The organism is Buchnera aphidicola (Cinara curvipes), from assembly GCF_900698915.1.
Lineage (GTDB): Bacteria > Pseudomonadota > Gammaproteobacteria > Enterobacterales > Enterobacteriaceae > Buchnera_F > Buchnera_F aphidicola_AY.
Window position 1 is genome coordinate 263,968 of record NZ_LR217710.1, and the last position, 22,984, is coordinate 286,951.

The following is a 22,984-nucleotide window of genomic DNA, read 5'->3' on the forward strand; positions in this document are numbered from 1 at the left end:
ACTATAAACATTTAAAATTATTAAATTAAAATTATATATATAATAAAAATATTTTTCTATATACTATGTAAGTAGTAGTGTATAGAATAAAAGAGGTTAAATTATATTTTATGAAAAATTTTTCAGTAATTTTTCCTGGATATGGATTATATAATATAGAATTTTTAAAGTTATTTTCAAAAAAATATCATATAGTTCGAAAAACATTTAAAGAAGCATCTGATATACTAAACTATAATGTATATAATAGTTTTTTTAAAAAAAAAAATAATTTTACTTTTCATAATAAAAATATATATTTACTAACATTTATTTCTTCAGTAGCTATATATAGAATTTTAGAAAAAAAAATAAACATTCAACCAAATATAATGTCTGGACATAGTATAGGTCAATATTCTGCTTTAGTTTGTAATAAAAATATCTTATTTGAAGAAGCAATTAATATTATTAAAATACGTAATAAAATTATGTTAGAAGCGGTAAAAAATACTCGAGTATTAACATTAGTAGTTCTTGGATTAAGTTATAATCTTATTAAAAAAACTTGTTTATTAATTTCTAATAAAAAAAAAGTATTTATTTCTATTATTAACTCAAAAAAACAAATAGTTATTACTGGAAATTATTCCACAGTATATTCTGCCGGTTTAATATTTAAAAAAAAGTTTTATGCCAAAATAATTCGATTACCAATGTCAATTGCATCTCATTGTTTATTAATGAAAAATTATAAAGAACAATTTTCTTATTATTTAAAAAAAATAAAAATATTTACAGGTAAATATCCTGTAATTAGTAATCATAATGCAAAAATTATTTTATCTAAAAAAGAAATATATTCTTCATTAATAAAACAAATATATAAAAAAGTACAATGGAATAAAAGCATAAAAAAAATTATCTCTATGGGAATAAATATTTTTATCGAAGTAGGACCAGGTAATATATTAACTAATTTAAATAAAGAAAATAAAAATATATCTTCTTACTCAACAAATGAGTATAAAAAATTGTTATTAGTTATGGATATAATAAAAAAATTATGAAAAAAAAAATAGCTTTAGTAACCGGAGCTAATAGAGGGATTGGAGAAAAAATTTCAATAGAATTAATATCATTAAATATATTTGTAATTGGTACTTCTACTACAAAAAAAGGAGTGGAAATAATTAAAAAAAATTTACAAAATAATGGAACTGGAATATTAATAAACTTTTTAAAAATTTCTACAATTAAAAAAAAAATTAAAAAATTAATTAATGAGTTTAAAAAAATCGATATATTTATACATAATTCAGGAATTATAAATGATAAATTATTAATTACAATGAAAAATTCAGAATGGAATAATGTAATTAATATTAATTTATCCTCTATATTTTATATAACAAAAATAATTTTAATACCAATGATTAAACAAAAATATGGAAGAATAATTATAATTAGTTCACTGGTTAGTCATATGGGACAAGTAGGACAAACGAATTACGCAGCATCAAAAGCCGGTTTAATTGGTTTCTCAAAATCTTTAGCTTTAGAAGTAGCATCAAAAGGGATTACAGTTAACTTAGTTTCTCCAGGATATATAATTACAGATATGACAAAAAAAATTTTATCTTTTAATAAAAAAAAAATACTAAAAAAAATACCAATGGGAATTTTTGGAAAAACAAAAGATATTGCTTATGTTGTATCTTTTTTATCATCAGAAAAATCTTCATATATTACAGGTCAAAATATTCATGTAAATGGAGGAATGTATATCGACCTTGCTACATAAAAAATATTTATAAAAATTTTTTACTATTAAAAATAATCACCGAGATATAAATATGAATAATATTATTGAACGTATAAAGAAAATAATTAAAAAACAATTTCAAACAAAAGAAAAAAATATTTCATTAAATAATGAGTTAAAAAAAGATTTTAATATGGATTCATTAGATTTTATAGAATTGATCATGTTATTAGAAGAAGAATTTAAAATTGAATTATTTGATATAGAGATAGAAAAAATTAAAACTATAAAAGATATTAAAAAATATATCATAAAAAAAATTAAAAAATAAAAATAGAAAATTTACCAATGAAAAATTATCCCTGGTTAGTTAGTGAATATAAAAAAATAGTAAAAAAATATTATAATAATAAACTACACCCTATAATTTTAATTCAATCACATATTGGTTTTGGAGTTTCACGATTAATTTTTAATATTTCTCAATGGATTCTTTGTTCAAATAAAAAAAAAGAGAAAAGCTGTAAAAGATGTTTATCTTGTATCTTAATAAATAAAAAAAAACATCCTGATTTTTATAATTCTAACTATATTTCACAAAATAAATATATTGGAATAAATATTACTCGTACTATTATAAATAATATTTATCAAACCTCACAACAAGGAGGAGCAAAAATTATTTGGTTTTCATCCATTAATAGACTTACTACAGAAGCACAAAATTCTTTATTAAAAATTTTAGAAGAACCTCCAGAAAATACTATATTTTTTTTAAACACAAGTAATATAAAAACAGTTCTTAGTACTATTAAAAGTAGATCTACAATTTATTATATAAATTTGCCTAAAGAAAAAGAAAACTTAATTTGGCTAAAAAAAAAAAATAAAATTTATACTTCTATTCAACTATTAACAGCTTTAAGAATAAATAATAATGCACCTATAATTACACACAAATTTTTAAACAGTAAAAAATTAAATGAAAGAAATATATTTATGATAGCAATAAATAAATATATGATTGATAAAAAATATATTAATTTATTAAAAATAATATTAAATTATAAAAAAAAAAAAATAATTATATGGATTTGTTATCTAATTCTAGATGTTATAAAATATATTGTGTGCAATAAATATAAAATTCAAAATTTGGATCAAATTAAATTAATAAAAAAAATAGCAAAAAAAAATAATTTTAACATATTAATCAAACATTTAAAATCTTGGATTCAATGTAAAAAAATATTATCTAGTTCATATCATATTGATAAAAAATTAATACTTACAGAACAAATTCTATTGTTAGCTAATGATATATTAAATATATAATATATATATAATTTAAATAATATATAAGGAAAAAAAATGTTTTTAATTGATACTCATTGTCATATTAATCATATAGACAATATTAAAAAAAACTGTAATATAGACAATATTTTAAAAAAAGCTTATAAAAAAAATGTTAGATTATTTTTATCTATTTCAACTTCTATTCAAGATTTTTATCATATATTTCAACATACTTATTTTTATAAAAATATTTTTTTATCTTGTGGCTTACATCCAAATTATGATCATCATAAAAATGATTTAAAAAATATAGAATTAATATCTAAGTATAATAAAGTTATTGCTATTGGTGAAACTGGATTAGATTTTTATAGATCAAAAAAAAAAGAAAGACAAATTGATCTTTTTCAACATCATATCTATATATCTCAAAAAACTAAAAAACCTATTATTATTCATAATAGAAATGCAGATAAAGAAATAATAAGTATCTTAAACTCTCATAAGAACCAATTATATTCAGGAATAATACATTCATTTACAGGAACAATAGATTTTGCAAGGCAATTATTAGATATCGGATTTTATATTTCATTTTCTGGAATAATTACATTTAAAAAATCACATAATTTAAGATCCATTTTAAAATTTATACCTTTAAATAGATTATTTATAGAAACAGATTCACCTTATTTATCTCCTGAACCATATAGAGGCAAAATAAATCAACCATATTTATTATGGTACATTGCTAAATTAGTTCAAAAATGTTTAAAAATAGATTTTTTAACATTTACTGAAATATTAAAAAAAAATTTCTTTACATTATTTAAAATAAAAAATAATATAGATATAAAAACATAATTAAAAAGATATTAAAGAATAATTTTTATATAATTTTAATAAATATAAAAAATTTTGTTTATACAAATTTATATCTTAATATTTATATTTTTTTACTATAAAATATAAAAAATATTTAAAAATCTGCATGTCCTATAGTTCTAGGAAATGGAATTGATTCTCGAATATTTTTAATCCCAGTAATAAATAATATTAACCGCTCTAAACCTAAACCAAAACCAGAATGAGGAACTGTTCCATATTTTCTTAAATCTTTATACCAATCATAATTTTTTTTATTTAATCCCATTTCTATCATTCTGTTCTCTAAATAATCTATTCTATCTTCTCTCTCTGAACCACCTATAATTTCACCAACTTGAGGAATTAATATATCAAATGCAGATACTGTTTTTTTATCTTTATTCATACGCATATAAAAAGCTTTTAATAATTTTGGATAATTTCTTATAATCACAGGAGCTTTAAAATAATTATTTACTAAATATTTTTCATGATGAGAAGATAAATCTTCTCCCCATAAGATTTTCTCATTAATATTATGATTATTTTTTAATAAAATATTAATAGCTTCATTATATTCAATATTAACAAAATTAATATTTAAGAAATTATTTAAACGAAAAATAATATTTTTATCAATTTTTTTTTGTAAAAATAATAATTCAGAAATACAGTTATCTAAAATAAAGTTAATCGAATTTTTTAATAATTTTTCTGCAAAAATAGATATATCATTAATACCTGAAAAAGCTTTTTCTACTTCTAACATCCAAAATTCTGTTAAGTGTTTTTTAGTATTAGAATTTTCCGCCCTAAAAGTAGGCCCTAAAGAGTAGACCTTAGACAAAGCGCAAGCATAAGCTTCTAAAGTTAATTGACCAGATACAGTTAAAAATACTTTTTTTCCAAAAAAATAATTTTCTTTATTAGTGTTTTTTTTAATATTAACTTTATTATTAATATCTAACATAGATACTTGAAACATTGATCCAGAACCCTCTGTATCAATACTAGTAATAATAGGAGTTGATACCCATAAATAACCATTATTATCTAAAAACTCATTTAAAGATTGAAAAACTGCACTTCTAATTCTTGCAATAACACTAATTAAACTAGTACGAGGACGTAAATGACAAAAATATCTAATATATTCAGTTGTATGTTTTTTAGCTGACATAGGATATAAATCAGGACGATCTACCCATCCTATTATTTTAATATTGTTAGCTTGAATTTCATAAGTTTGTAAATCACTAGGAGATAGTATTAAATTACCAGATACTATTACTGAACAACCAATAGTTAATTTAATAATCTCTGTAGAATAATTAAATAAAGATTTTTTAGCAATTACTTGAATAAAACGCGTAGATGAACCATCATATATAGTTAAAAAAGATATTCCTATTTTTGATATTCTTTTACTTCTTATCCATCCACTAATAGTAATTTCTTTATTTAAATAATTATTTTTTGTATAAATTTCTAATATAGAAATTTTTTTCATAACTATTTCCTAATATATAAAATATAAATATTTAAAATTTAATATTATAAATAAAAAATTACTTATATTACTGAAAATAAATTTATCTAAATAAAAAATTTTTTTATATAAAAATATAAATTTATTATATATAAAAAATATTTAAAAATAAATTCACTAATAAGTGATTTCTATTTCTTTATATAAATACAATTATTTTTTTTTATTAAAATAATATCATATTTATAATTTATTTTTACAATTTAAACAACAACATGAATTTAATTTTACAGAACATACTTTACATTGAATAAATAAACGATGACAAAAATTATTTAAACAATTTATATGTATACGATCTGTATATTCTTTACAATTAATACATTGGGAAAATACATCATTAGTAATTTTTTCTGATAAACGATTATCAAAAACAAAAATTTTTCCTTGAAAATAATTAGGAAGATTATATTTTTTTACTTGTTTAATATAACTCAAAATTCCACCATAAATGTGGTATATTTTAGAAAAACCTTTATTCTTTAATAAAGCGGTAGCTTTTTCACAACGTACTCCTCCTGTACAATACAAAACAATTTTTTTATTTTTATACAATTCTAAAAATTTAGGCAATTTTTCTAATTGTTCTCGAAATGTTCGAGATGGAACAGTTAATGAATTATAAAAACGCCCAATTTCATATTCATAACTATTTCTCATATCAACAAAAATAAAATTTTTATTAAAAAAATATTTATTTACTAAAAAAGCATTCAAATAAATTCCAATTTTATTACGTGAAAAATAAAAATTTTTAATTTCACTGGAAACAATTTGTTTTTTAATTTTTATTTTTAAATTCCAAAATGCCATTTTTTTATTTTCAATTGTGTAATTAATATACATTCTTCTTGTTTTAGAATGAATTCTTTTAAAGAAATGTTTAATATATTTATATTTATTAGAAGGAATACTAATTGTACCATTAATTCCTTCTTTTGAAATATAAATACGACCTAAAATATTTTTATTTTCTAAATTTAGTTTAAGAAAAAAAAGTAATTTTTTAGGATTTAAAATAAAAAAATATTTGTAAAAAGATAAAACAACCCGTTTATTATATAAATAATGTGAATAAATATTTTTTAAATTATTATGTGAAACTGTTTTTTTTATTTTATACATAGATAATATATTCTTTTAGTAAAAAAATAATAACTATAAAATAGATAACTCTAATTTAACAAATAAATTAAATATAATTTAATAAAAATAATTTACAGATAAACAATTTTTTTATTTAGGTTAATATTTTTTTTAATAAGATTTTTTTTTGATTATTAATTTTTTTTAAAATATCAAAATTATTTTTTAATAAAGATTTTTTTTCTAAAATAAAACATGAAGGTGCATTCATTAAAATTTTTTTATTTAATAAAAAATAATTTATTTTATGAATTTCCCTTTCAAGTAAAAGAATTTTTTTATCTAAGCGCTGTAATTCAATCTTAATATCAAAACACGAATCAACAGAAATAAATATTTCCACACCATCAATAATACGCATTATTACAGAAGATAAATTTAATGGTGATTGAATTTCAACTATACATTTTAAATAAGCAATTTTTTTTAAAATTACATTATTTTCCTGTAAAAAAATTTTCTTATATAAAGAAATATTTTTATAATAAACTTTTAATAATCTTGTATATTCTACTTTAGAATCTACTCTAATAGAACGTAAAATAGAAATAACTTTTTGAAACCAATTCATAAATTTAGTAATATATACATTTTTTAAATTTTTATTGTATTGAGGTATGGTATTTAAAATTATTATAGGGTGAAATATTTTATTTAATTTCTGTAAAATACTCCAAATATATATAGTAATAAATGGCATTACAGGATGTACTAATAAAAGAATTTTACTTAAAATAAAAAATAAAGATATTTTAACTGAATTAATTTCATATAATGAACCATATTGTAATATTGGTTTTATCATTTCTAAATATTGATCACAAAATTTATTCCATATAAATTTATATAATAAAGTTGATAATTGATCAAATCGAAATAATTTTAAAAAATAATGATATTTTTTAATAACTTTATTTAATTCAATATAAATCCATTGATTTAATAATAATGAAGAAATATTTTTTTTCTTAAATACAGTTTTATCAATATTTTTTATTACAAAGCGACTAGCATGCCAAATTTTATTACAAAAATTTTGATATCCTTTTAAACGATTCATATTCCAGTTAATATTTCTACTTGTAGATGCTATAGATAAAAAAGTAAATCTCAAGGAATCAGCGCTATGAGTTAAAATTCCTTTTGGAAATTTATTTATAGTATTTTTTTTAACTAAGTTTATTTGTTTAGAATTTATTAAATTTTTCGTTCTTTTTTCTATTAATTTTTCTAAACTAATTCCATCAATCATATCTAATGGATCTAAAACATTTCCATAAGATTTTGACATTTTTTGACCTTGTTCATCTCGTATTAAACCAGTAATATATATATATTTAAAAGGAATTTGTGAATTACCTAATTTATCTTTTATAATATACATAGTCATCATAATCATACGAGCAATCCAAAAAAAAATAATGTCAAAACCACAGACTAAAACGTTTGTTGGATGAAACATATTTATTTTTTTAATATCTAAAGGCCATCCTAAACCAGCAAATGTCCACAAACTAGAAGAAAACCAAGTGTCTAATACATCAGAATCTTGTGTAAGAGGAACATCTTTTTTCAAAGAATATTCTTTTCGAATTGATTCCTCATTTTCACCTACATAAATATTATTAAATGAATCATACCAAACTGGAATTCTGTGCCCCCATAGTAGTTGACGAGATATACACCAATCCTGAATATTATTCATCCAAGATAAATACATATTTTTGTATTGCTTAGGAATGAAAATAATTTTATTTTCTTTTACAGCTTTAATTGCTTCTATAGATAGTATTTTAGTACTTAAATACCACTGATTAGTAAGCATAGGTTCTAAAATTACACCACTTCGATCTCCATATGGAATATTAATTTTATAAGAAATAACTCGACTTAAAAAACCTTCTTTTTTTAAAGTAAATAAAATATTCTTTCGAGCAGTAAATCGATCTAAATTTTGTAAATTTTTTGGAATAAAATCATTAAATATTTTTTTTTTCTTTCCTTTATAATTAAAAATATTTAATTTCTTTAATATTTTACCATCTTTAGTAAAAATATTAATCATAGGTAATTTATTACATTGACCAATATCATAATCATTAAAATCATGTGCAGGAGTTACTTTCATACATCCAGTTCCTTTGGATATATCAATAGATTTGTTACTAATAATAGGAATAGATCGATTTAATATAGGAACATTAACAAAACAACCAATATATTTGGTATATCTTTTATCATCAGGATGCACAGCTAAAGCTGTATCTCCTAATAATGTTTCAGGTCTAGTAGTAGCTACAGTAATATATTTTTTATTATTATTATCATGACTTTCTGTAAAAAAATATTTAATATACCACATTTTATTTTTATGTATTTGATTTTCTACTTCTAAATCAGAAATTACTGTCTGAAATTTTGGATCCCAATATACCAATTTTTTACGCCTATAAATTAACCCATCTTTATATAAAGTAATAAAAACATCTTTTACTGCTTGTGAAAAATTAGAGTCTAATGTAAATCGAACATCTTTCCAATTAATTAGATGACCTAAACGTTTAATTTGATTGAACATAACTAATTCAGACTTTTTTTTCCAATCAAAAATTTTTTTTATAAATTCTTCTCGGGAATATGAATTTTTATTTTTACCTTCTTTCATTAATAAATAACGTTCAACTACCATTTGTGTAGCAATACCAGCATGATCTGTACCCATTTGTAATAATGTATTTTTTCCAGACATACGATGATATCGTATTAATGTGTCCATTATAGTCTGCTGAAAAGCATGACCCATATGTAAATAACCGGTTATATTTGGTGGTGGAACCATAATACAAAAATTATCATTTTTTAAAAAACTATTATTATGAAAAAAAATTTTATTTTTTTTACAATATTTTTGTATCTTTTTTTCTATTAAATGAAAATTATAATTTTTATCCATAGTTTTCTGCGATTATGTGTATATTTTTATTTAAAATAATATAATAAAAATTATACTGTAATTTTAAAATAATAATTAAAATATATTTATTAAAAAAATATATATATTAAAATATAATTATTTATATAATTAAAATTAATATAAATGAAATAATAAAAAAAATTTTTTTAATATAAAAATTAAATTATTTTTCAATAAAATTTTCACTTATATACATATATAAATATATATTGTAAAATAAAATTTCATTATTATCAATTAAATAAAAAAATTTTTAATAAAATATATTATATATAATATATATTATAAATATAAAAAATATTTTTATAATAATTTAAAAATTTTTCATATAAAAATTAAATATCATTAATAAAAAGACTTAAATTTTAATATATAAGAAAAATATCATGAAAACATTATATAAAAAAAGTTTATTAAGATTATCTGATTATACAAATAAAGAAATTATTTATTTAATAAAACTATCAAAATTTTTAAAAAAACAAAAATACAATAAAAAAGAAAATAAATATATAAAAGGAAAAAATATAGTATTAATATTTGAAAAAGAATCAACAAGAACCAGATGTGCATTTGAAATAGCAGCTTATGATCAAGGAGCAAATATTACATATTTAGGACCTAATGATACACATATCGGATACAAGGAATCTATTCAAGATTCAGCAAAAGTATTAGGAAAAATGTACGATGCAATACAATATAGAGGTCATAATGATAAAATTATCAAAGATTTTAAAAAATATTCTAAAATACCTGTTTGGAATGGTTTAACTGATACATTTCATCCAACTCAAATTCTAGCTGACTTACTTACTATTCAAGAAATTAATCCTAAAAAACCGTTAAAAGAAATTAAATGCGCATATGTTGGAGATGCTCAAAATAACATAGCAAATTCATTATTAGAAGCAGCTAATATTATAGGATTAAAAATGAATATTGTGGCTCCTAAAATATATTGGCCTAAAAAAAAATTCCTATTTAAAAAAATAAAATATATAAAAAAAAATAAAAATATAATATGCACTGAAAATATAAAAGAAGGAGTTAAAAACGTTGATTTTATCTATACAGATGTATGGGTATCAATGGGAGAAAAAAAAAATATATGGGAAAAAAAAATAAAAGAATTATATCCATATCAAATTAATAAAAAAATGCTAAATATGACAAATAATAAAAATATAAAAATACTACACTGTTTACCAGCATTTCATGATAAAAAATCTATATTAGGATATGAAATACATAATAAATTTCATATTAAAGATGGATTAGAAATTACTAATGATATATTTAATTCCAATATAAATCTTAGTTTTAAACAATCAGAAAATAGATTACATACTATAAAAGCTTTACTTGTATCTTGTTTATCAAAAAAATCTTTTTTTTAAAAAATTATTTAAAAGTATAAATATAATTGATGGAATTATTATGTTAAAAGAAAAAAATATATCAAATAAAATATTTGGACCATATTCACCTATTTTTCAAATAAATAATTTATTTTTTATTTCTGGACAAATTCCAGTAGATAAAAACACAGGAATAATACCGAAAAAAATACACGAACAAATAGATTTAATATTAATGAATATTTATTTTTTATTAAAAGATTATAAATTGAAAATAAGAAATATTGTTAAAACAACTATATTTACAACAAAAATGGATAAATTAAAAGAAATTAATTTATCCTATAAAAAATTTTTTGATAAATACACAGATAAATATCCTGCTCGATCATGTATAGGTGTATCAGAATTACCTAAAAAGGTAAGTGTAGAAATTGAAGCGATAGCATCAACATAATATATTTATGCCACTAAGTGGCATAAAATTTAATAATAAAAAATATTGTATATTTTATATTACAATCATCTATATTAAATTTTATTATTTTATATAATAAATATTATTTCTTAATATTATATCTTTTTTTTTTTGAATATACATTAGAAAAAAGTACAGGTTTAATTTTAATTGGTTTATTTAAAATACGAGTATTCAATAAACGTACTAATAAACGTTTAGAATATTGTTTAGGTAATTCGATAGTAGAATAATTTGAAAACAATCTAATATTACCAATTAAACGACTGTTAATATCCCCTTCATTAGCAATAGCTCCTACTATATGACGAACTTCTATTTTATCATTACGACCTACTTCTATACGATAAAGAATCATATCTTCTAATTTTTTATTATTTTTAATAAATCGGTTATTTGTAAATTTTTTATTATAACCAAATCTCCCCTTATTATATGGTGACAAAAGATTATTTTTTCTAAAAGATAAAAAAGAATAATTTTTTTCAGGCGGAATAATTAATGGACGATCACCTTGAGCTAATTTTAATAAAGCAGCTGATAATTTTTCAAAATCCCAACCTTCTTTTAAATTTAACTGTAATAATAATTTTCTATATAAATCTAAATCATTACTATTTAATTGATTTTGTATTTTTTCTGAAATAATTTTTAATCTATGTTTTACTAGTAATTCAGGTTTAGGTAATTCCACTTCTGGAATAGAATGTTTTATTATTCTTTCAATATTATAAAGTAATCTTCGTTCACGATATTCTACAAATAATAATGCTCGACCTGTTCTACCCGCTCTACCAGTTCGACCAATACGATGAACATATGATTCGGCATCCATAGGAATATCATAATTAATAACAAAACTAATTCTATCAACATCTAATCCTCGAGCTGCAACATCAGTAGCAATTAATATATCTAATTTTCCTGTTTTTAAACGTTCTAATGTTTGCTCTCTTAATAATTGATTCATATCACCATTTAATGCAGCACTATTATATCCATTTTTTTCTAAAGCTTCAGATACTTCTACTGTAGCATTTTTTGTACGAACAAAAATAATGGTAGCAGAAAAATCTTCTACTTCTAAAAACCGAATTAAAGCATCAGTTTTTTTACCACGTACTATCCAATAACTTTGTTGTATATCAGGACGAGTAATTCCAGTAGACTGTATTTTAACTTCCTTTGGAGAGTCCATAAATCGTCTAGATATCCTACGAATAATATTAGGCATTGTTGCTGAAAATAAAGCAGTTTGATGTTTCTTGGGAATTTTTGACATAATAGTTTCTACATCTTCTATAAAACCCATACGTAACATTTCATCTGCTTCATCTAAAACTAGGCTACTTAAATTAGTTAAATTTAATGTTCCTCTTTTTAAATGATCTAATAATCGACCTGGCGTTCCAACAATAATTTGAGGTCCTTTTCTTAAAGCTTGTAATTGAATTTCATATCTCTGACCACCATATAAAGCTAGTACTTGTATTCCAATAACATATTTAGAAAAATCAGAAAAAGCTTTAGCTACTTGAATTGCTAATTCTCGAGTAGGAACTAAAATTAAAATTTGAGGAGACCTTAAAGAAATTTTTATATTATTTAATAATGGTAATGCAAATGCGGCTGTTTTTCCGCTACCAGTTTGTGCCATTCCTAATACATCTTTTCCTGATAATAAATAAGGAATACAAATAGATTGAATAGGAGATGGTTTAATATATCCTAAAGATTCAAGAGATTTTAATAAAAAAGAATTAAGTCCAAAAACGGAAAAAGAATGATGAATTTGAGTCATGTAGAGTATAAGCCTCTTATGTTACAAAAATGGCCAGTATACTACATAACTCATTATGAGAATTTCTATCTATTTTCATTAAAGAGTATGAACCGGCTAAATTGAATATATATAGTTTTTTTAAAAAAAATAATAAATAATTTTAACAAAAAAATTACAAATTAAAATATTTAATATTTTTGAATGAATTAATATAATATTTATTGTACAATAAAAATATATAATAAGATAGTATACACTATATAAAATATCAATTGTGTATATATTATAAATTATTTTATTTTTCATTAATATTTTTCATACTTAATCTAATACGACCTTGTCGATCTACTTCTAATACTTTTACAGAAATAATTTGATCAATTTTTAAATAATTAACTACTTTATCTACTCTTTTATTTGAAATTTGAGAAATATGTATTAAACCTTCCTTACCTAAACCAATAGATACAAAAGCACCAAAATCAAGAATACGAGTTACTTTTCCTAAATAAACTTTTCCAATTTTAATATCTTCAGTAATTTCCTTAATTCTACGAATAGCACTTTTAGCTTTTTTTCCAATAGTTGCTGATATTTTTACTACTCCATCATCTTTAATTTCAATAACAGTTCCAGTTTCTTCTGTTAACATTCTAATTATAGAACCACCTTTACCAATTACATCTTTGATTTTCTCAGGATTAATTTTTATTGTATAAATTCTAGGAGCAAATTTTGAAATATCACTTCTAGGGATTTGTAAAGTTGTTTCCATAATATCTAAAATTTTTAATCTTGCTAATCTTGCTTTATACAAAGAGTCTTTGATAATACTAATTGTAATACCAGAAATTTTTATATCCATTTGTAAAGCAGTAATACCTACTCTACTACCTGAAACTTTAAAATCCATGTCACCTAAATAATCTTCATCTCCTAAAATATCTGATAAAATCACATAAGAATTATTTTCTTTTATTAAACCCATAGCAATTCCAGCAATTGCTGATTTAATAGGAACTCCAGCATCCATTAAAGCTAAAGATGCACCACATACAGAAGCCATTGAAGAAGAACCATTTGATTCTGTAATTTCAGAAACTAAACGAATTGTATAAGGAAATTCTTCAATATTAGGCATTACAGCTAAAAAACTACGTTTAGCTAATTTTCCATGACCTATTTCTCTCCTTTTAGGTGATCCAACAATTCCAATTTCACCTACAGAATATGGAGGAAAATTATAATGAAATAAAAAATTATCAGTTCTGTCTCCTAAAAGATCATCTAAATTTTGTGCATCTCTAGATGTTCCTAAAGTAGCAGATACTAAAGCCTGTGTCTCACCTCTAGTAAATAAAGCAGATCCATGAACTCTAGGAAGTACACCTGTTCTTACATCAATATGTCTAATTATATCATTTTCTCTACCATCAATTCTTAATTTTCCTCTTAAAATACGTTTTCGTACAATATTACGTTCTAATAAACATATATTTTCTTCAATTTTAGCTGTTATTAACGTATTATCATTATTTAATAAATCTATAATCAATTTTTGTCTAATATCACTTAATTTTTTTAATCTCTCTTTTTTTGTAAAAATATGATACGCTTGATTAATATCTTTCTTAATTTTTTTAGAAATTAAATTATATAATGTTTTATCTGGTTTAGATAAAATAGAATTAGTATTTGGAATTTTATTTGCTTTTTTAGAAAATAAATAAATATTATCAATTAATGATTTTTGATTTTCGTGTCCAAATAAAATAGCATTTAAAATCTCCTCTTCAGACAATATATTAGCTTCAGCTTCTACCATAAAAATAGTATCTTTAGTGCCTGAAATTACTAAATCTAAAAAACTCTTTTTAATTTCCTCTGTAGAAGGATTTAATATATATTTATTATTTATTAATCCAACACGTGCTGCACCTATAGGACCTATAAAAGGTAAACCCGATAAACATAAAACCGCAGAAGAACCTATAATAGAAATTATATCCGGATTTATTTGAGGATTTACTGAAATGACTGTTACAATAATTTGTACTTCATTTAAAAAATCCTTAGGAAATAAAGGACGTATAGGTCTATCAATTAATCTAGAAATTAAAATCTCGTTTTCACTAGGTCTACCTTCGCGACGAAAAAAACCTCCAGGAATTCTACCGGCAGCATAAGTACGCTCTTGATAGTTTACAATTAAAGGAAAAAATTTTTGTCCTGTTGACACCGAAGTATCACTAACTATAGTGACTAAAACAGTTGTATCATCCATACTAGCTAAAACTGCAGCGGTAGCTTGTCGAGCTATCACTCCAGTTTCTAAAATAATAGAATGATTACCATATTTAAATTTATGTGTGATTGGTTTTAACAAAATTAACATCCTTAAAAAATGATTTAAAAAAATATTTATATTTTATTAAAAATAATTTATCATATTAATAATTCAAAAAAATATTTTTATCTCTAATAAATATAAAAATATAAAGAAAAGAGCTATTAAAGCCCCCTTCTATATATAGAATTATACTCTATTTACTATTATATTTTAATGTTATATAATAACAATTATTTAATATTTTAATGACGTAAACCTAAATCTTTAATTAAATATAGATAATGTTTATGTTTTTTAGATTTTATATAATCTAATAATTTTCTACGATGAGCAACCATGTTTAATAATCCTTTACGACCACAATGATCATCTTTATTAATAGAAAAATGTTTTTGTAAATGATTTATTTTTCTAGTTAATAATGCAACTTGAACTGAAGAATTTCCACTATTACTATATAATTTTCCATATTTTATAATTAAATCTTTTGTTTCTAATTTATTTTTTGACATATATACACCTCATATACTTTTTTATTAAATATAATAATATTATAGTTTTTTATAAAAATTATAATTAATTACATAAAATACATTCTGGCTTTAATAATCCTGATGTATTTACTTGCCCAATTCCTAAAAATACATTATTTAGTTTGTTAAAAACCCGAACTAAACCAGTATTAAAAGGTAAAATTAATAAAATACATTTATTTTTCTGAAAATCTTTAGCATCTTTTTCAAATAGTTTTACTTGAGGATATTTTAAAAAAACTGAACTAATAGGTAATAAAAACGTACGTAATATATTAAAAATACATAATTTGTATTTTTTTTGTATATATCTTTTATTAATAAAAAATAAATCAGATAATTTAATTAATTGTGATGAATGATAAGGACCTACTCTTAAACGACGTAAAAAAATTACATGTGCCCCACAATTTAATTTTCTTCCGATATCATATACTAAACTACGAATATATGTTCCCTTAGAACATACAACTGTAAATTCTAAAAAACAATTAATAAATTTAATAAAATTTAATTGATAAATCATTAATTTTCTTTTATGACGAGGAATTGTAATACCTATCCGAGCATATTTATATAATGGTATTCCATTATATTTAATAGCTGAAAACATAGGTGGAATTTGTTGAATTTCTCCAATAAAATTTTTTAGAATTTCAGTTATATCATTAATATTAATACATACTGATTGAGTCTTTAATACTTCTCCAGATAAATCTCCAGTAGTAGTAATTTCCCCTAATTTTGCTATTACATGATATTTTTTTACTGAATCAGTTAAATATTTTGAAAATTTTGTTGCCTTACCAAATAAAATAGGTAACATACCAGTAGCTAGAGGATCTAATGAACCTGAATAACCTGCTTTTTTAGCAAAAAAAATTCTTTTTATTTGTTGTAATATACAATTAGAAGAAACTCCTTTTGGTTTATCTAGCAACAATACTCCAGTATTGTTCATACTGTTTATATAATCCATTTTAAACTCATATTTATATTACTTGAATACTAAATTATTAATTAGTTCAATATACGATTACTAATTAATTTTGAAATAAAAATCCCATTAATGAAAGAAACATCATGAATAAAGCATAATTTCGGAACAATACGTAAATATATATTCTTATTAAGGAGTGACCTAATAAATCCCTCTGCTTTCTGCAATATACTTAATATTAATTCAATATATTTTTTATTTTTATACTGTAAAAAAGTAATAAATATCTTAGCATAACTTAAATCTGATGATAACTTTACTTCTGAAATTGTTATTAATGAATTAATTCTTGGATCTTTTAAACGAAATTGAATAATTGTAGCAATTTCTTTATGTAAACTACGTTCTAATCGCATAGATCGACTAAAGTTTTTTAACATATTATTTCCTATTAATAATGACAATATTTTTTATGTATAACATTATTAATTTATTTATTTAATTACTTGAAAAACCTCAATAATGTCACCGACATGAATATCATTATAATTTTTTACTCCAATACCACATTCAGTTCCACTGCGAACTTCTATAACATCCTCTTTAAAACGACGTAATGATTCTAATTCTCCTTCATAGATAACAATATTGTCTCTTAATACTCTTATTGGGTTAGTTTTTTTAATAATACCTTCTATAACCATACACCCGGAAACTAATCCAAATTTAGGAGATTTAAATATATTTCTTACTTCTGCTAAACCAATAATTTTTTGTTTATGTGTCGGAATTAACAAACCAGACATAATTTTTTTAATATCATCAATTAAATCATATATTATAGAATAATATCGAATATCTAAATGTTCTAATTCTATAATTTTTTTCGCAGAAACATTAGCTCTTATATTAAAACCTATTAGTATAGCTGAAGTAGTAATACTTAAATTTACATCAGTTTCTGTAATAGCTCCTACACCAGACATTATAATATTAATTTTAATAATTTTATCAGATAATAATCTTAATGAATCTAATATTGCTTCTAAAGAACCTTGAACATCTGCTTTTAAAATAATATTTAAATCTGATATTTTTTTTGTATTAATTTTAGTAAACAAATTATCTATATCAGTCTTTTTTTGATTAAAAAATTTTTTTTCTTTAATTTTTGTTTTTCTATAAATAGAAACTGCCTTAGCTTTTTTTTCATTATGAACAACTGTTAATATATCTCCTATATTTGGAACTCCGGATAAACCTAATATTTCTACTGGTATAGAAGGGCTAGCTGATGAAATTTTTTGATGAGATTCATCTCTAAGTAATTTTATTTTTCCATATTCTGTTCCACAAATGATAATATCATTTAAATGTAAAGTTCCTTCTTTTATTAATACTGTAGCTATAGGTCCACATTTTATATCTAAAAAAGATTCAATTACTACACCTGAAGCTGCTCCATTATATACTGATTTTAATTCTAACATTTCAGACTGAAGTAAAATTACAGATAACAATTCATCAACTCCAAAACCTGTTTTTGCTGAAACTAATACAAATATATTTTCTCCACCAAATTCCTCAGAAATAATAGAATATTTAACTAAATCTTTTTTAATTTTTTCTAAATAAGCGTTAGTTTTATCAATTTTATTAATAGCTACTATAATTGGAACATTCGCATTTTTTGCATGTTGAATTGCTTCTATAGTTTGAGGCATTACACCATCATCTGCAGCAACTACTAACACAACTATATCAGTAATTTTAGTTCCTCGCGCTCTCATAGCAGTAAAAGCAGAATGACCTGGAGTATCTAAAAAAGTAATAATTCCATGAGGTGTATTTACATGATAAGCACCAATATGCTGAGTAATACCACCTAATTCTTTTGAAACTACTTTAGTAGATCGAATATAATCTAATAAAGATGTTTTTCCATGATCTACATGTCCCATTATAGTAACGATAGGAGGTCTTATTTTTTTTATTAAATTATCTAAATTACGATTTTTCATTAAAGATATTTCTAATTCATTATCATAATGAATAAGAACTTTATAACCCATTTCCTCTGCTACTAATTGAGCTGTATCTTTATCTAATACTTGATTAATCGTAGCTGAAAAACCTAAGCTTAATAACTTTTTAATAACTTCAAAACTTTTAACTGACATTTTATTAGATAATTCTAATACAGAAATATCATTAATAATGATAACTGGCTTATTAAAATTTTTGGAAGGTTTATTAAACTTTTGGTGTAATATAGAATTTTTTATTATATGTGCTTTATTTTTTTTTTTATAATTTAAAAAACGTTTATCAGATATTTTTGAAGAAAAAGAAACACTTTTTTTATTATTTTTATTATTACCAGACAATTTAATCGATTTATTATTAATATAACTTTTTTTTATTTTTTTAGAATCTTGATTATTTCGTATATTTTTTTTATTTTTATGTATTACAATATCAGAATCTAATTGTTTATTTTTTAAAATATTTTTTTTATTTAATGAATTAAAACTAGATGTTTTCTTCTTTATTTTTTTTTTAAATTCAGTGCTAATATTTTTCTTATTTCTATTTTGAAAAGAAATATCTGATTTAATAAATTTAGAATGTACTAAATTTGTTGGTTTTTTTTTATTATTTGATAATTTTTTTTTCTTATCTTTATTTAATAACTGATTATTATTTTTATGTCTTATTTTTTTCAATTTCACTGGTAAAATTATCTCTTTTATTTTAAGTGTAAATTCAATTAAAGATTAATATTATTAAAAATTTTATTAAAATAATATATCAAAAAATATATTTAATAAATACTATTTTTTATTCAATTATTTAATATATATAAAAAACATATTTATTTAAATATATTTAAATTACTATTTTTTTAAAAAATTATTTGATATAATCTATATTTTATGATTCTTAATAAAAAAAATTATTTTATTAAAAGTTTTATATATTTTTATTTAAAAAATATTACTAAATTTTTTAAAAATAATTTTATTTTTTTAAAAAATTTGTTATTATAAATACTATTATATTTTATTTTATTTATTTTCATTAAACCAACAAATATTTCGTGCTTCCATTATTAATTGACCTGCTTGTATAGTTGTTAATATAGAAATATCATTTAAATCATCAATACTTTTTTCAGCTAAATGTTCTAAAGTATATATTTTTTTTTCTATTAATTTTTGAATTACAATTTCATTGATGTTTTTTAAACAAGATAGTTCTGAATTTGAATAATTCTTATAAAACATTTTTACTAATTTTTCTTGATCATTTTTTAAAATTAGTGTTGCTTTTCTTTTTATTTTGAGAATAATATTATTTTTAATTCCTTTGATTGATAATAATTGACGTATAGATGCATCAGCAATTGATTGTATAGAAGAAAATCCTGAATGAAATAATAGTGAGATATCATTTTTAGTAAGTTGAAGTTGATTTTTAAAAATATAAAAAAAATCTTTTTTTTCTAATTTGTTATCTTTTATTAAAGTATCTGAAGTCATAATGTTTAATTCCCATCCAGTTAACTGAGATGCTAAACGAACATTTTGTCCATTTCTTCCGATTGCTTGAGCTAAATTATATTCTTCAACAGATACATTAATAGTATGATTATAATCATCTAAAATAATTGACGATACATCAGCAGGAGCCATAGAATTAATAACAAATTTTTCTGGGTTATGATCCCATAAAATTATATCAATTCTTTCTCCTCCTAATTCACTAGAAACTGCTTGAACTCTAGCTCCACGAATTCCAACACAAGCACCCACGGGATCAATTCTACTATCATATGTCATAACAGCTATTTTTGATCTTGAACCAGGATCTCTAGCAATAGCTTTTATTTCTATTAATTTTTCTCCTATTTCAGGAACTTCAATGCGAAATAATTCAATTAACATATCTAATCTTGATCTACTAATAAATAGTTGTATACCTCTAGATTCACAAGAAATATTGTATAACACACCTCGTACTCTATCATTAATTCTAAAATTTTCTCTTGGTAGCATATCTTCACGCATAATTATACCTTCAATATTATTACCAATATCCAAAATAATGTAATCTCGATTAATTTTTTTAACGATTCCTATAATAATCCGACCTTTTTTTTTATAAAACTGACTAATAATAATTTCTCTTTCCGCTTCTTTTACTTTTTGTATAATAACCTGTTTAGCTATTTGAGTTGCAATACGATCAAAAGTTACAGAATTAATACAATCTTCTATATAATCATTTAATTTTATAGTATTATTTTCAAATCGAGCTGCTTCTAATGTAATTTCTTTTGTTGGATTAAATACAGTATTTACTACTAACCATCTTCGATATGTATTAAAACTACCATCATTACGATTTATGCACACTCTAACATTTATATCTTGATTATATTTTTTTTTCGTAGCAATTGATAAAGCGCTTTCTAAAGCTTCAAAAATTTTCTCTCTAGGAATAGACTTTTCATGAGAAACAACATCTACTACAGATAATATTTCTTTGTTCATATCAATTATCCTTAAATTTAAATGGATATATTCAACTAAATAAATAATTCAAAGAAAAAGAAATTTTGTTAATCAAAATAAAAAAAATGATATTTTATATATAAAATTATTTTTTAAATATGCTAAATTTTTTATAATAGATATTTTCTAATGAAAAATTTTTATTTATTAAATAGTTGTAATAAAAAACCCCGAAAATTTCGGGGTTGAAATATTAAATTTCCATTTTAATAAAAATATATTTAATATAAAAAATTAAAAAAAGAAAGAAAAAAGAAACATAATTTATACCGAAGACGGGAATTGAACCCGTACACTTATTTAAAATTAAGTACTACCCCCTCAAGATAGCGTGTCTACCAATTTCACCACTTCGGTTAAGATCTTTATATTATTATTATAGTATAAATATTTTAATAAATAAGTATAATTATAAAAATAAAATAATTCATATGAATAATTATATATTTAAACTATATTGAGTCCAATAATTAAATTTACATAAAATTAAACTTATTACAAAAAATAAAATTAATAATACTATTATTGTATATGTCATTACATAACCTTTCGAATGTTCAGTAAATAACTGAGAGGAATAATCACTGACATTAGAAGATAAATTACTTCCAGAACTAAATTGAAATATAATAAGAGAAATTAATATAAAGGAAATAAAAACAAAAATTATCAATAAAAACAAATGCATATAAAACACCATATATTATTTTAATACTTAAAATATAATTTATATAAAATATTTATATAATTAATTATCATTAATTTAAATCTATAAAAATTTTATATATTAAAAAATAGTATATACTAATTAAAATAGTATATAAATAATTTTTATATACTTTTAAAATATTAAAATAAATTTTAAATCTAATTATAATAATATATATTTAATTTACTTATATAAAAATTTTATTTTTTTAATATGAGTTTATTATAATTAATAATTTTACAAAAAGAAAAAAAATTATTATGTATATATTTTTCTATAAAAAAATAAAGTTAAATTTTACAAAAAATTAAATAATTTTTTATAAAAATATTTATATAAATAAATATCTATTTAAAATATAAATATTTAATAAAATATATAAACTTTATTTTTTAATAAATATTAAATGATTTATCCAAGAATATATATAAAATTATTTTTTTAAAATAAAAAATATATATATTTTATAAACGATTAATTTATTAATGATATCTATTATAAAAATAGATATCATTAAATTAATGATAATAATATTTTTAATAATTATAAATTTTATATAAATTATTTTTAAAAATAATTATAAATAATAATATTTATATTTTTACAAGAAAAATAATTATTACTATATAAAATCGATTAATTTTTAAAAAAAATAAAAAAATTTTCTTTCTATG

18 protein-coding genes and 1 tRNA gene are annotated in these 22,984 nt (G+C 20.7%); 7 read left to right on the top strand and 12 right to left on the bottom strand.

The genetic code is table 11. The features are described from left to right. Positions 1-110 precede the first annotated feature (110 nt). From BUCICURV3402_RS01140 to BUCICURV3402_RS01160, 5 genes are read left to right on the top strand one after another with little or no spacing between them, the layout of a single operon-like run. Positions 111-1,049 (top strand): ACP S-malonyltransferase, encoded by a 939-nt coding sequence (locus BUCICURV3402_RS01140; protein WP_154029275.1) that lies wholly within the window; start codon positions 111-113, stop codon positions 1,047-1,049. Further along, the gene (gene fabG / locus BUCICURV3402_RS01145) at positions 1,046-1,783 is read left to right on the top strand and encodes a 3-oxoacyl-ACP reductase FabG (protein ID WP_154029276.1); all 738 of its coding nucleotides are present in this window, start codon (positions 1,046-1,048) and stop codon (positions 1,781-1,783) included. The genes BUCICURV3402_RS01140 and fabG overlap by 4 nt, the downstream gene beginning before the upstream one ends. Positions 1,784-1,835: 52 nt before the next feature. Beyond that, complete coding sequence (gene acpP / locus BUCICURV3402_RS01150; protein WP_154029277.1) at positions 1,836-2,075, top strand: acyl carrier protein; 240 nt, start codon at positions 1,836-1,838, stop codon at positions 2,073-2,075. Between the two features lie 17 nt (positions 2,076-2,092). After that, a complete protein-coding gene (locus BUCICURV3402_RS01155) occupies positions 2,093-3,079 on the top strand; it encodes a DNA polymerase III subunit delta' C-terminal domain-containing protein (protein ID WP_154029278.1) in 987 nt (328 codons plus the stop codon). Positions 3,080-3,115: 36 nt separating this feature from the next. Beyond that, positions 3,116-3,907, top strand: a complete 792-nt coding sequence (locus BUCICURV3402_RS01160) for a TatD family hydrolase (protein ID WP_154029279.1) — start codon at positions 3,116-3,118, stop codon at positions 3,905-3,907. A gap of 115 nt (positions 3,908-4,022) precedes the next feature. On the opposite strand, the gene asnS is transcribed toward BUCICURV3402_RS01160, so the two are convergent. The 3 genes from asnS to BUCICURV3402_RS01175 form a co-directional block, all read right to left on the bottom strand. Then, complete coding sequence (gene asnS, locus BUCICURV3402_RS01165; protein ID WP_154029280.1) at positions 4,023-5,420, bottom strand: asparagine--tRNA ligase; 1,398 nt, start codon at positions 5,418-5,420, stop codon at positions 4,023-4,025. Positions 5,421-5,642: 222 nt separating this feature from the next. After that, the gene (locus BUCICURV3402_RS01170; protein WP_154029281.1) at positions 5,643-6,584 is read right to left on the bottom strand and encodes a rhodanese-related sulfurtransferase; all 942 of its coding nucleotides are present in this window, start codon (positions 6,582-6,584) and stop codon (positions 5,643-5,645) included. 115 nt (positions 6,585-6,699) lie between these two features. Next, positions 6,700-9,558: a valine--tRNA ligase gene (locus BUCICURV3402_RS01175; protein ID WP_154029282.1), complete on the bottom strand. Its 2,859-nt coding sequence runs from the start codon at positions 9,556-9,558 to the stop codon at positions 6,700-6,702. 407 nt (positions 9,559-9,965) lie between these two features. Between BUCICURV3402_RS01175 and argF the strand changes: the two genes are divergently transcribed. Further along, complete coding sequence (gene argF / locus BUCICURV3402_RS01180) at positions 9,966-10,979, top strand: ornithine carbamoyltransferase (protein WP_154029283.1); 1,014 nt, start codon at positions 9,966-9,968, stop codon at positions 10,977-10,979. 40 nt (positions 10,980-11,019) lie between these two features. Continuing rightward, positions 11,020-11,397 (top strand): Rid family detoxifying hydrolase, encoded by a 378-nt coding sequence (locus tag BUCICURV3402_RS01185; protein WP_154029284.1) that lies wholly within the window; start codon positions 11,020-11,022, stop codon positions 11,395-11,397. 103 nt (positions 11,398-11,500) lie between these two features. Here the strand turns inward: BUCICURV3402_RS01185 and BUCICURV3402_RS01190 are convergent, their stop codons facing one another. The 9 genes from BUCICURV3402_RS01190 to secG all read right to left on the bottom strand — a co-directional run bounded on the left by BUCICURV3402_RS01190 (position 11,501) and on the right by secG (position 22,289). Next, on the bottom strand, positions 11,501-13,219 hold the full coding sequence (locus BUCICURV3402_RS01190; RefSeq protein ID WP_154029285.1) for a DEAD/DEAH box helicase: 1,719 nt from the start codon (positions 13,217-13,219) through the stop codon (positions 11,501-11,503). Positions 13,220-13,496: 277 nt separating this feature from the next. Beyond that, positions 13,497-15,587, bottom strand: a complete 2,091-nt coding sequence (pnp, locus tag BUCICURV3402_RS01195; RefSeq protein ID WP_154029286.1) for a polyribonucleotide nucleotidyltransferase — start codon at positions 15,585-15,587, stop codon at positions 13,497-13,499. 206 nt (positions 15,588-15,793) lie between these two features. Then, the gene (gene rpsO, locus BUCICURV3402_RS01200) at positions 15,794-16,063 is read right to left on the bottom strand and encodes a 30S ribosomal protein S15 (RefSeq protein ID WP_154029287.1); all 270 of its coding nucleotides are present in this window, start codon (positions 16,061-16,063) and stop codon (positions 15,794-15,796) included. 64 nt (positions 16,064-16,127) lie between these two features. Further along, positions 16,128-17,045 carry a tRNA pseudouridine(55) synthase TruB gene (gene truB / locus BUCICURV3402_RS01205; RefSeq protein WP_232036847.1) on the bottom strand — a complete coding sequence of 306 codons (918 nt, stop codon included), beginning with the start codon at positions 17,043-17,045 and terminating at the stop codon, positions 16,128-16,130. A 59-nt stretch (positions 17,046-17,104) separates the two neighbouring features. Further along, the gene (gene rbfA / locus BUCICURV3402_RS01210; RefSeq protein ID WP_154029289.1) at positions 17,105-17,464 is read right to left on the bottom strand and encodes a 30S ribosome-binding factor RbfA; all 360 of its coding nucleotides are present in this window, start codon (positions 17,462-17,464) and stop codon (positions 17,105-17,107) included. A 54-nt stretch (positions 17,465-17,518) separates the two neighbouring features. Then, entirely contained in the window at positions 17,519-19,642 is a 2,124-nt protein-coding gene (infB, locus tag BUCICURV3402_RS01215) for a translation initiation factor IF-2 (protein WP_232036861.1), read from the bottom strand. A gap of 450 nt (positions 19,643-20,092) precedes the next feature. After that, positions 20,093-21,580 (bottom strand): transcription termination factor NusA, encoded by a 1,488-nt coding sequence (gene nusA / locus BUCICURV3402_RS01220; RefSeq protein WP_154029291.1) that lies wholly within the window; start codon positions 21,578-21,580, stop codon positions 20,093-20,095. A gap of 288 nt (positions 21,581-21,868) precedes the next feature. Then, positions 21,869-21,958 (bottom strand) — tRNA-Leu (locus tag BUCICURV3402_RS01225). Between the two features lie 82 nt (positions 21,959-22,040). Then, positions 22,041-22,289 carry a preprotein translocase subunit SecG gene (secG, locus tag BUCICURV3402_RS01230; RefSeq protein ID WP_172598546.1) on the bottom strand — a complete coding sequence of 83 codons (249 nt, stop codon included), beginning with the start codon at positions 22,287-22,289 and terminating at the stop codon, positions 22,041-22,043. Positions 22,290-22,984: the final 695 nt, after the last annotated feature.

Bases quoted from the DNA above. Each gene is read 5' to 3' on its own strand.
- truB (WP_232036847.1), bottom strand. From the start codon at position 17,045: ATGAACAATACTGGAGTATTGTTGCTAGATAAACCAAAAGGAGTTTCT.
- BUCICURV3402_RS01140 (WP_154029275.1), top strand. From the start codon at position 111: ATGAAAAATTTTTCAGTAATTTTTCCTGGATATGGATTATATAATATA.
- argF (WP_154029283.1), top strand. From the start codon at position 9,966: ATGAAAACATTATATAAAAAAAGTTTATTAAGATTATCTGATTATACA.
- BUCICURV3402_RS01185 (WP_154029284.1), top strand. From the start codon at position 11,020: ATGTTAAAAGAAAAAAATATATCAAATAAAATATTTGGACCATATTCA.
- rpsO (WP_154029287.1), bottom strand. From the start codon at position 16,063: ATGTCAAAAAATAAATTAGAAACAAAAGATTTAATTATAAAATATGGA.
- BUCICURV3402_RS01190 (WP_154029285.1), bottom strand. From the start codon at position 13,219: ATGACTCAAATTCATCATTCTTTTTCCGTTTTTGGACTTAATTCTTTT.
- nusA (WP_154029291.1), bottom strand. From the start codon at position 21,580: ATGAACAAAGAAATATTATCTGTAGTAGATGTTGTTTCTCATGAAAAG.
- BUCICURV3402_RS01170 (WP_154029281.1), bottom strand. From the start codon at position 6,584: ATGTATAAAATAAAAAAAACAGTTTCACATAATAATTTAAAAAATATT.
- secG (WP_172598546.1), bottom strand. From the start codon at position 22,289: ATGCATTTGTTTTTATTGATAATTTTTGTTTTTATTTCCTTTATATTA.
- fabG (WP_154029276.1), top strand. From the start codon at position 1,046: ATGAAAAAAAAAATAGCTTTAGTAACCGGAGCTAATAGAGGGATTGGA.
- asnS (WP_154029280.1), bottom strand. From the start codon at position 5,420: ATGAAAAAAATTTCTATATTAGAAATTTATACAAAAAATAATTATTTA.
- BUCICURV3402_RS01155 (WP_154029278.1), top strand. From the start codon at position 2,093: ATGAAAAATTATCCCTGGTTAGTTAGTGAATATAAAAAAATAGTAAAA.
- BUCICURV3402_RS01160 (WP_154029279.1), top strand. From the start codon at position 3,116: ATGTTTTTAATTGATACTCATTGTCATATTAATCATATAGACAATATT.
- acpP (WP_154029277.1), top strand. From the start codon at position 1,836: ATGAATAATATTATTGAACGTATAAAGAAAATAATTAAAAAACAATTT.
- rbfA (WP_154029289.1), bottom strand. From the start codon at position 17,464: ATGTTAAAAAACTTTAGTCGATCTATGCGATTAGAACGTAGTTTACAT.
- BUCICURV3402_RS01175 (WP_154029282.1), bottom strand. From the start codon at position 9,558: ATGGATAAAAATTATAATTTTCATTTAATAGAAAAAAAGATACAAAAA.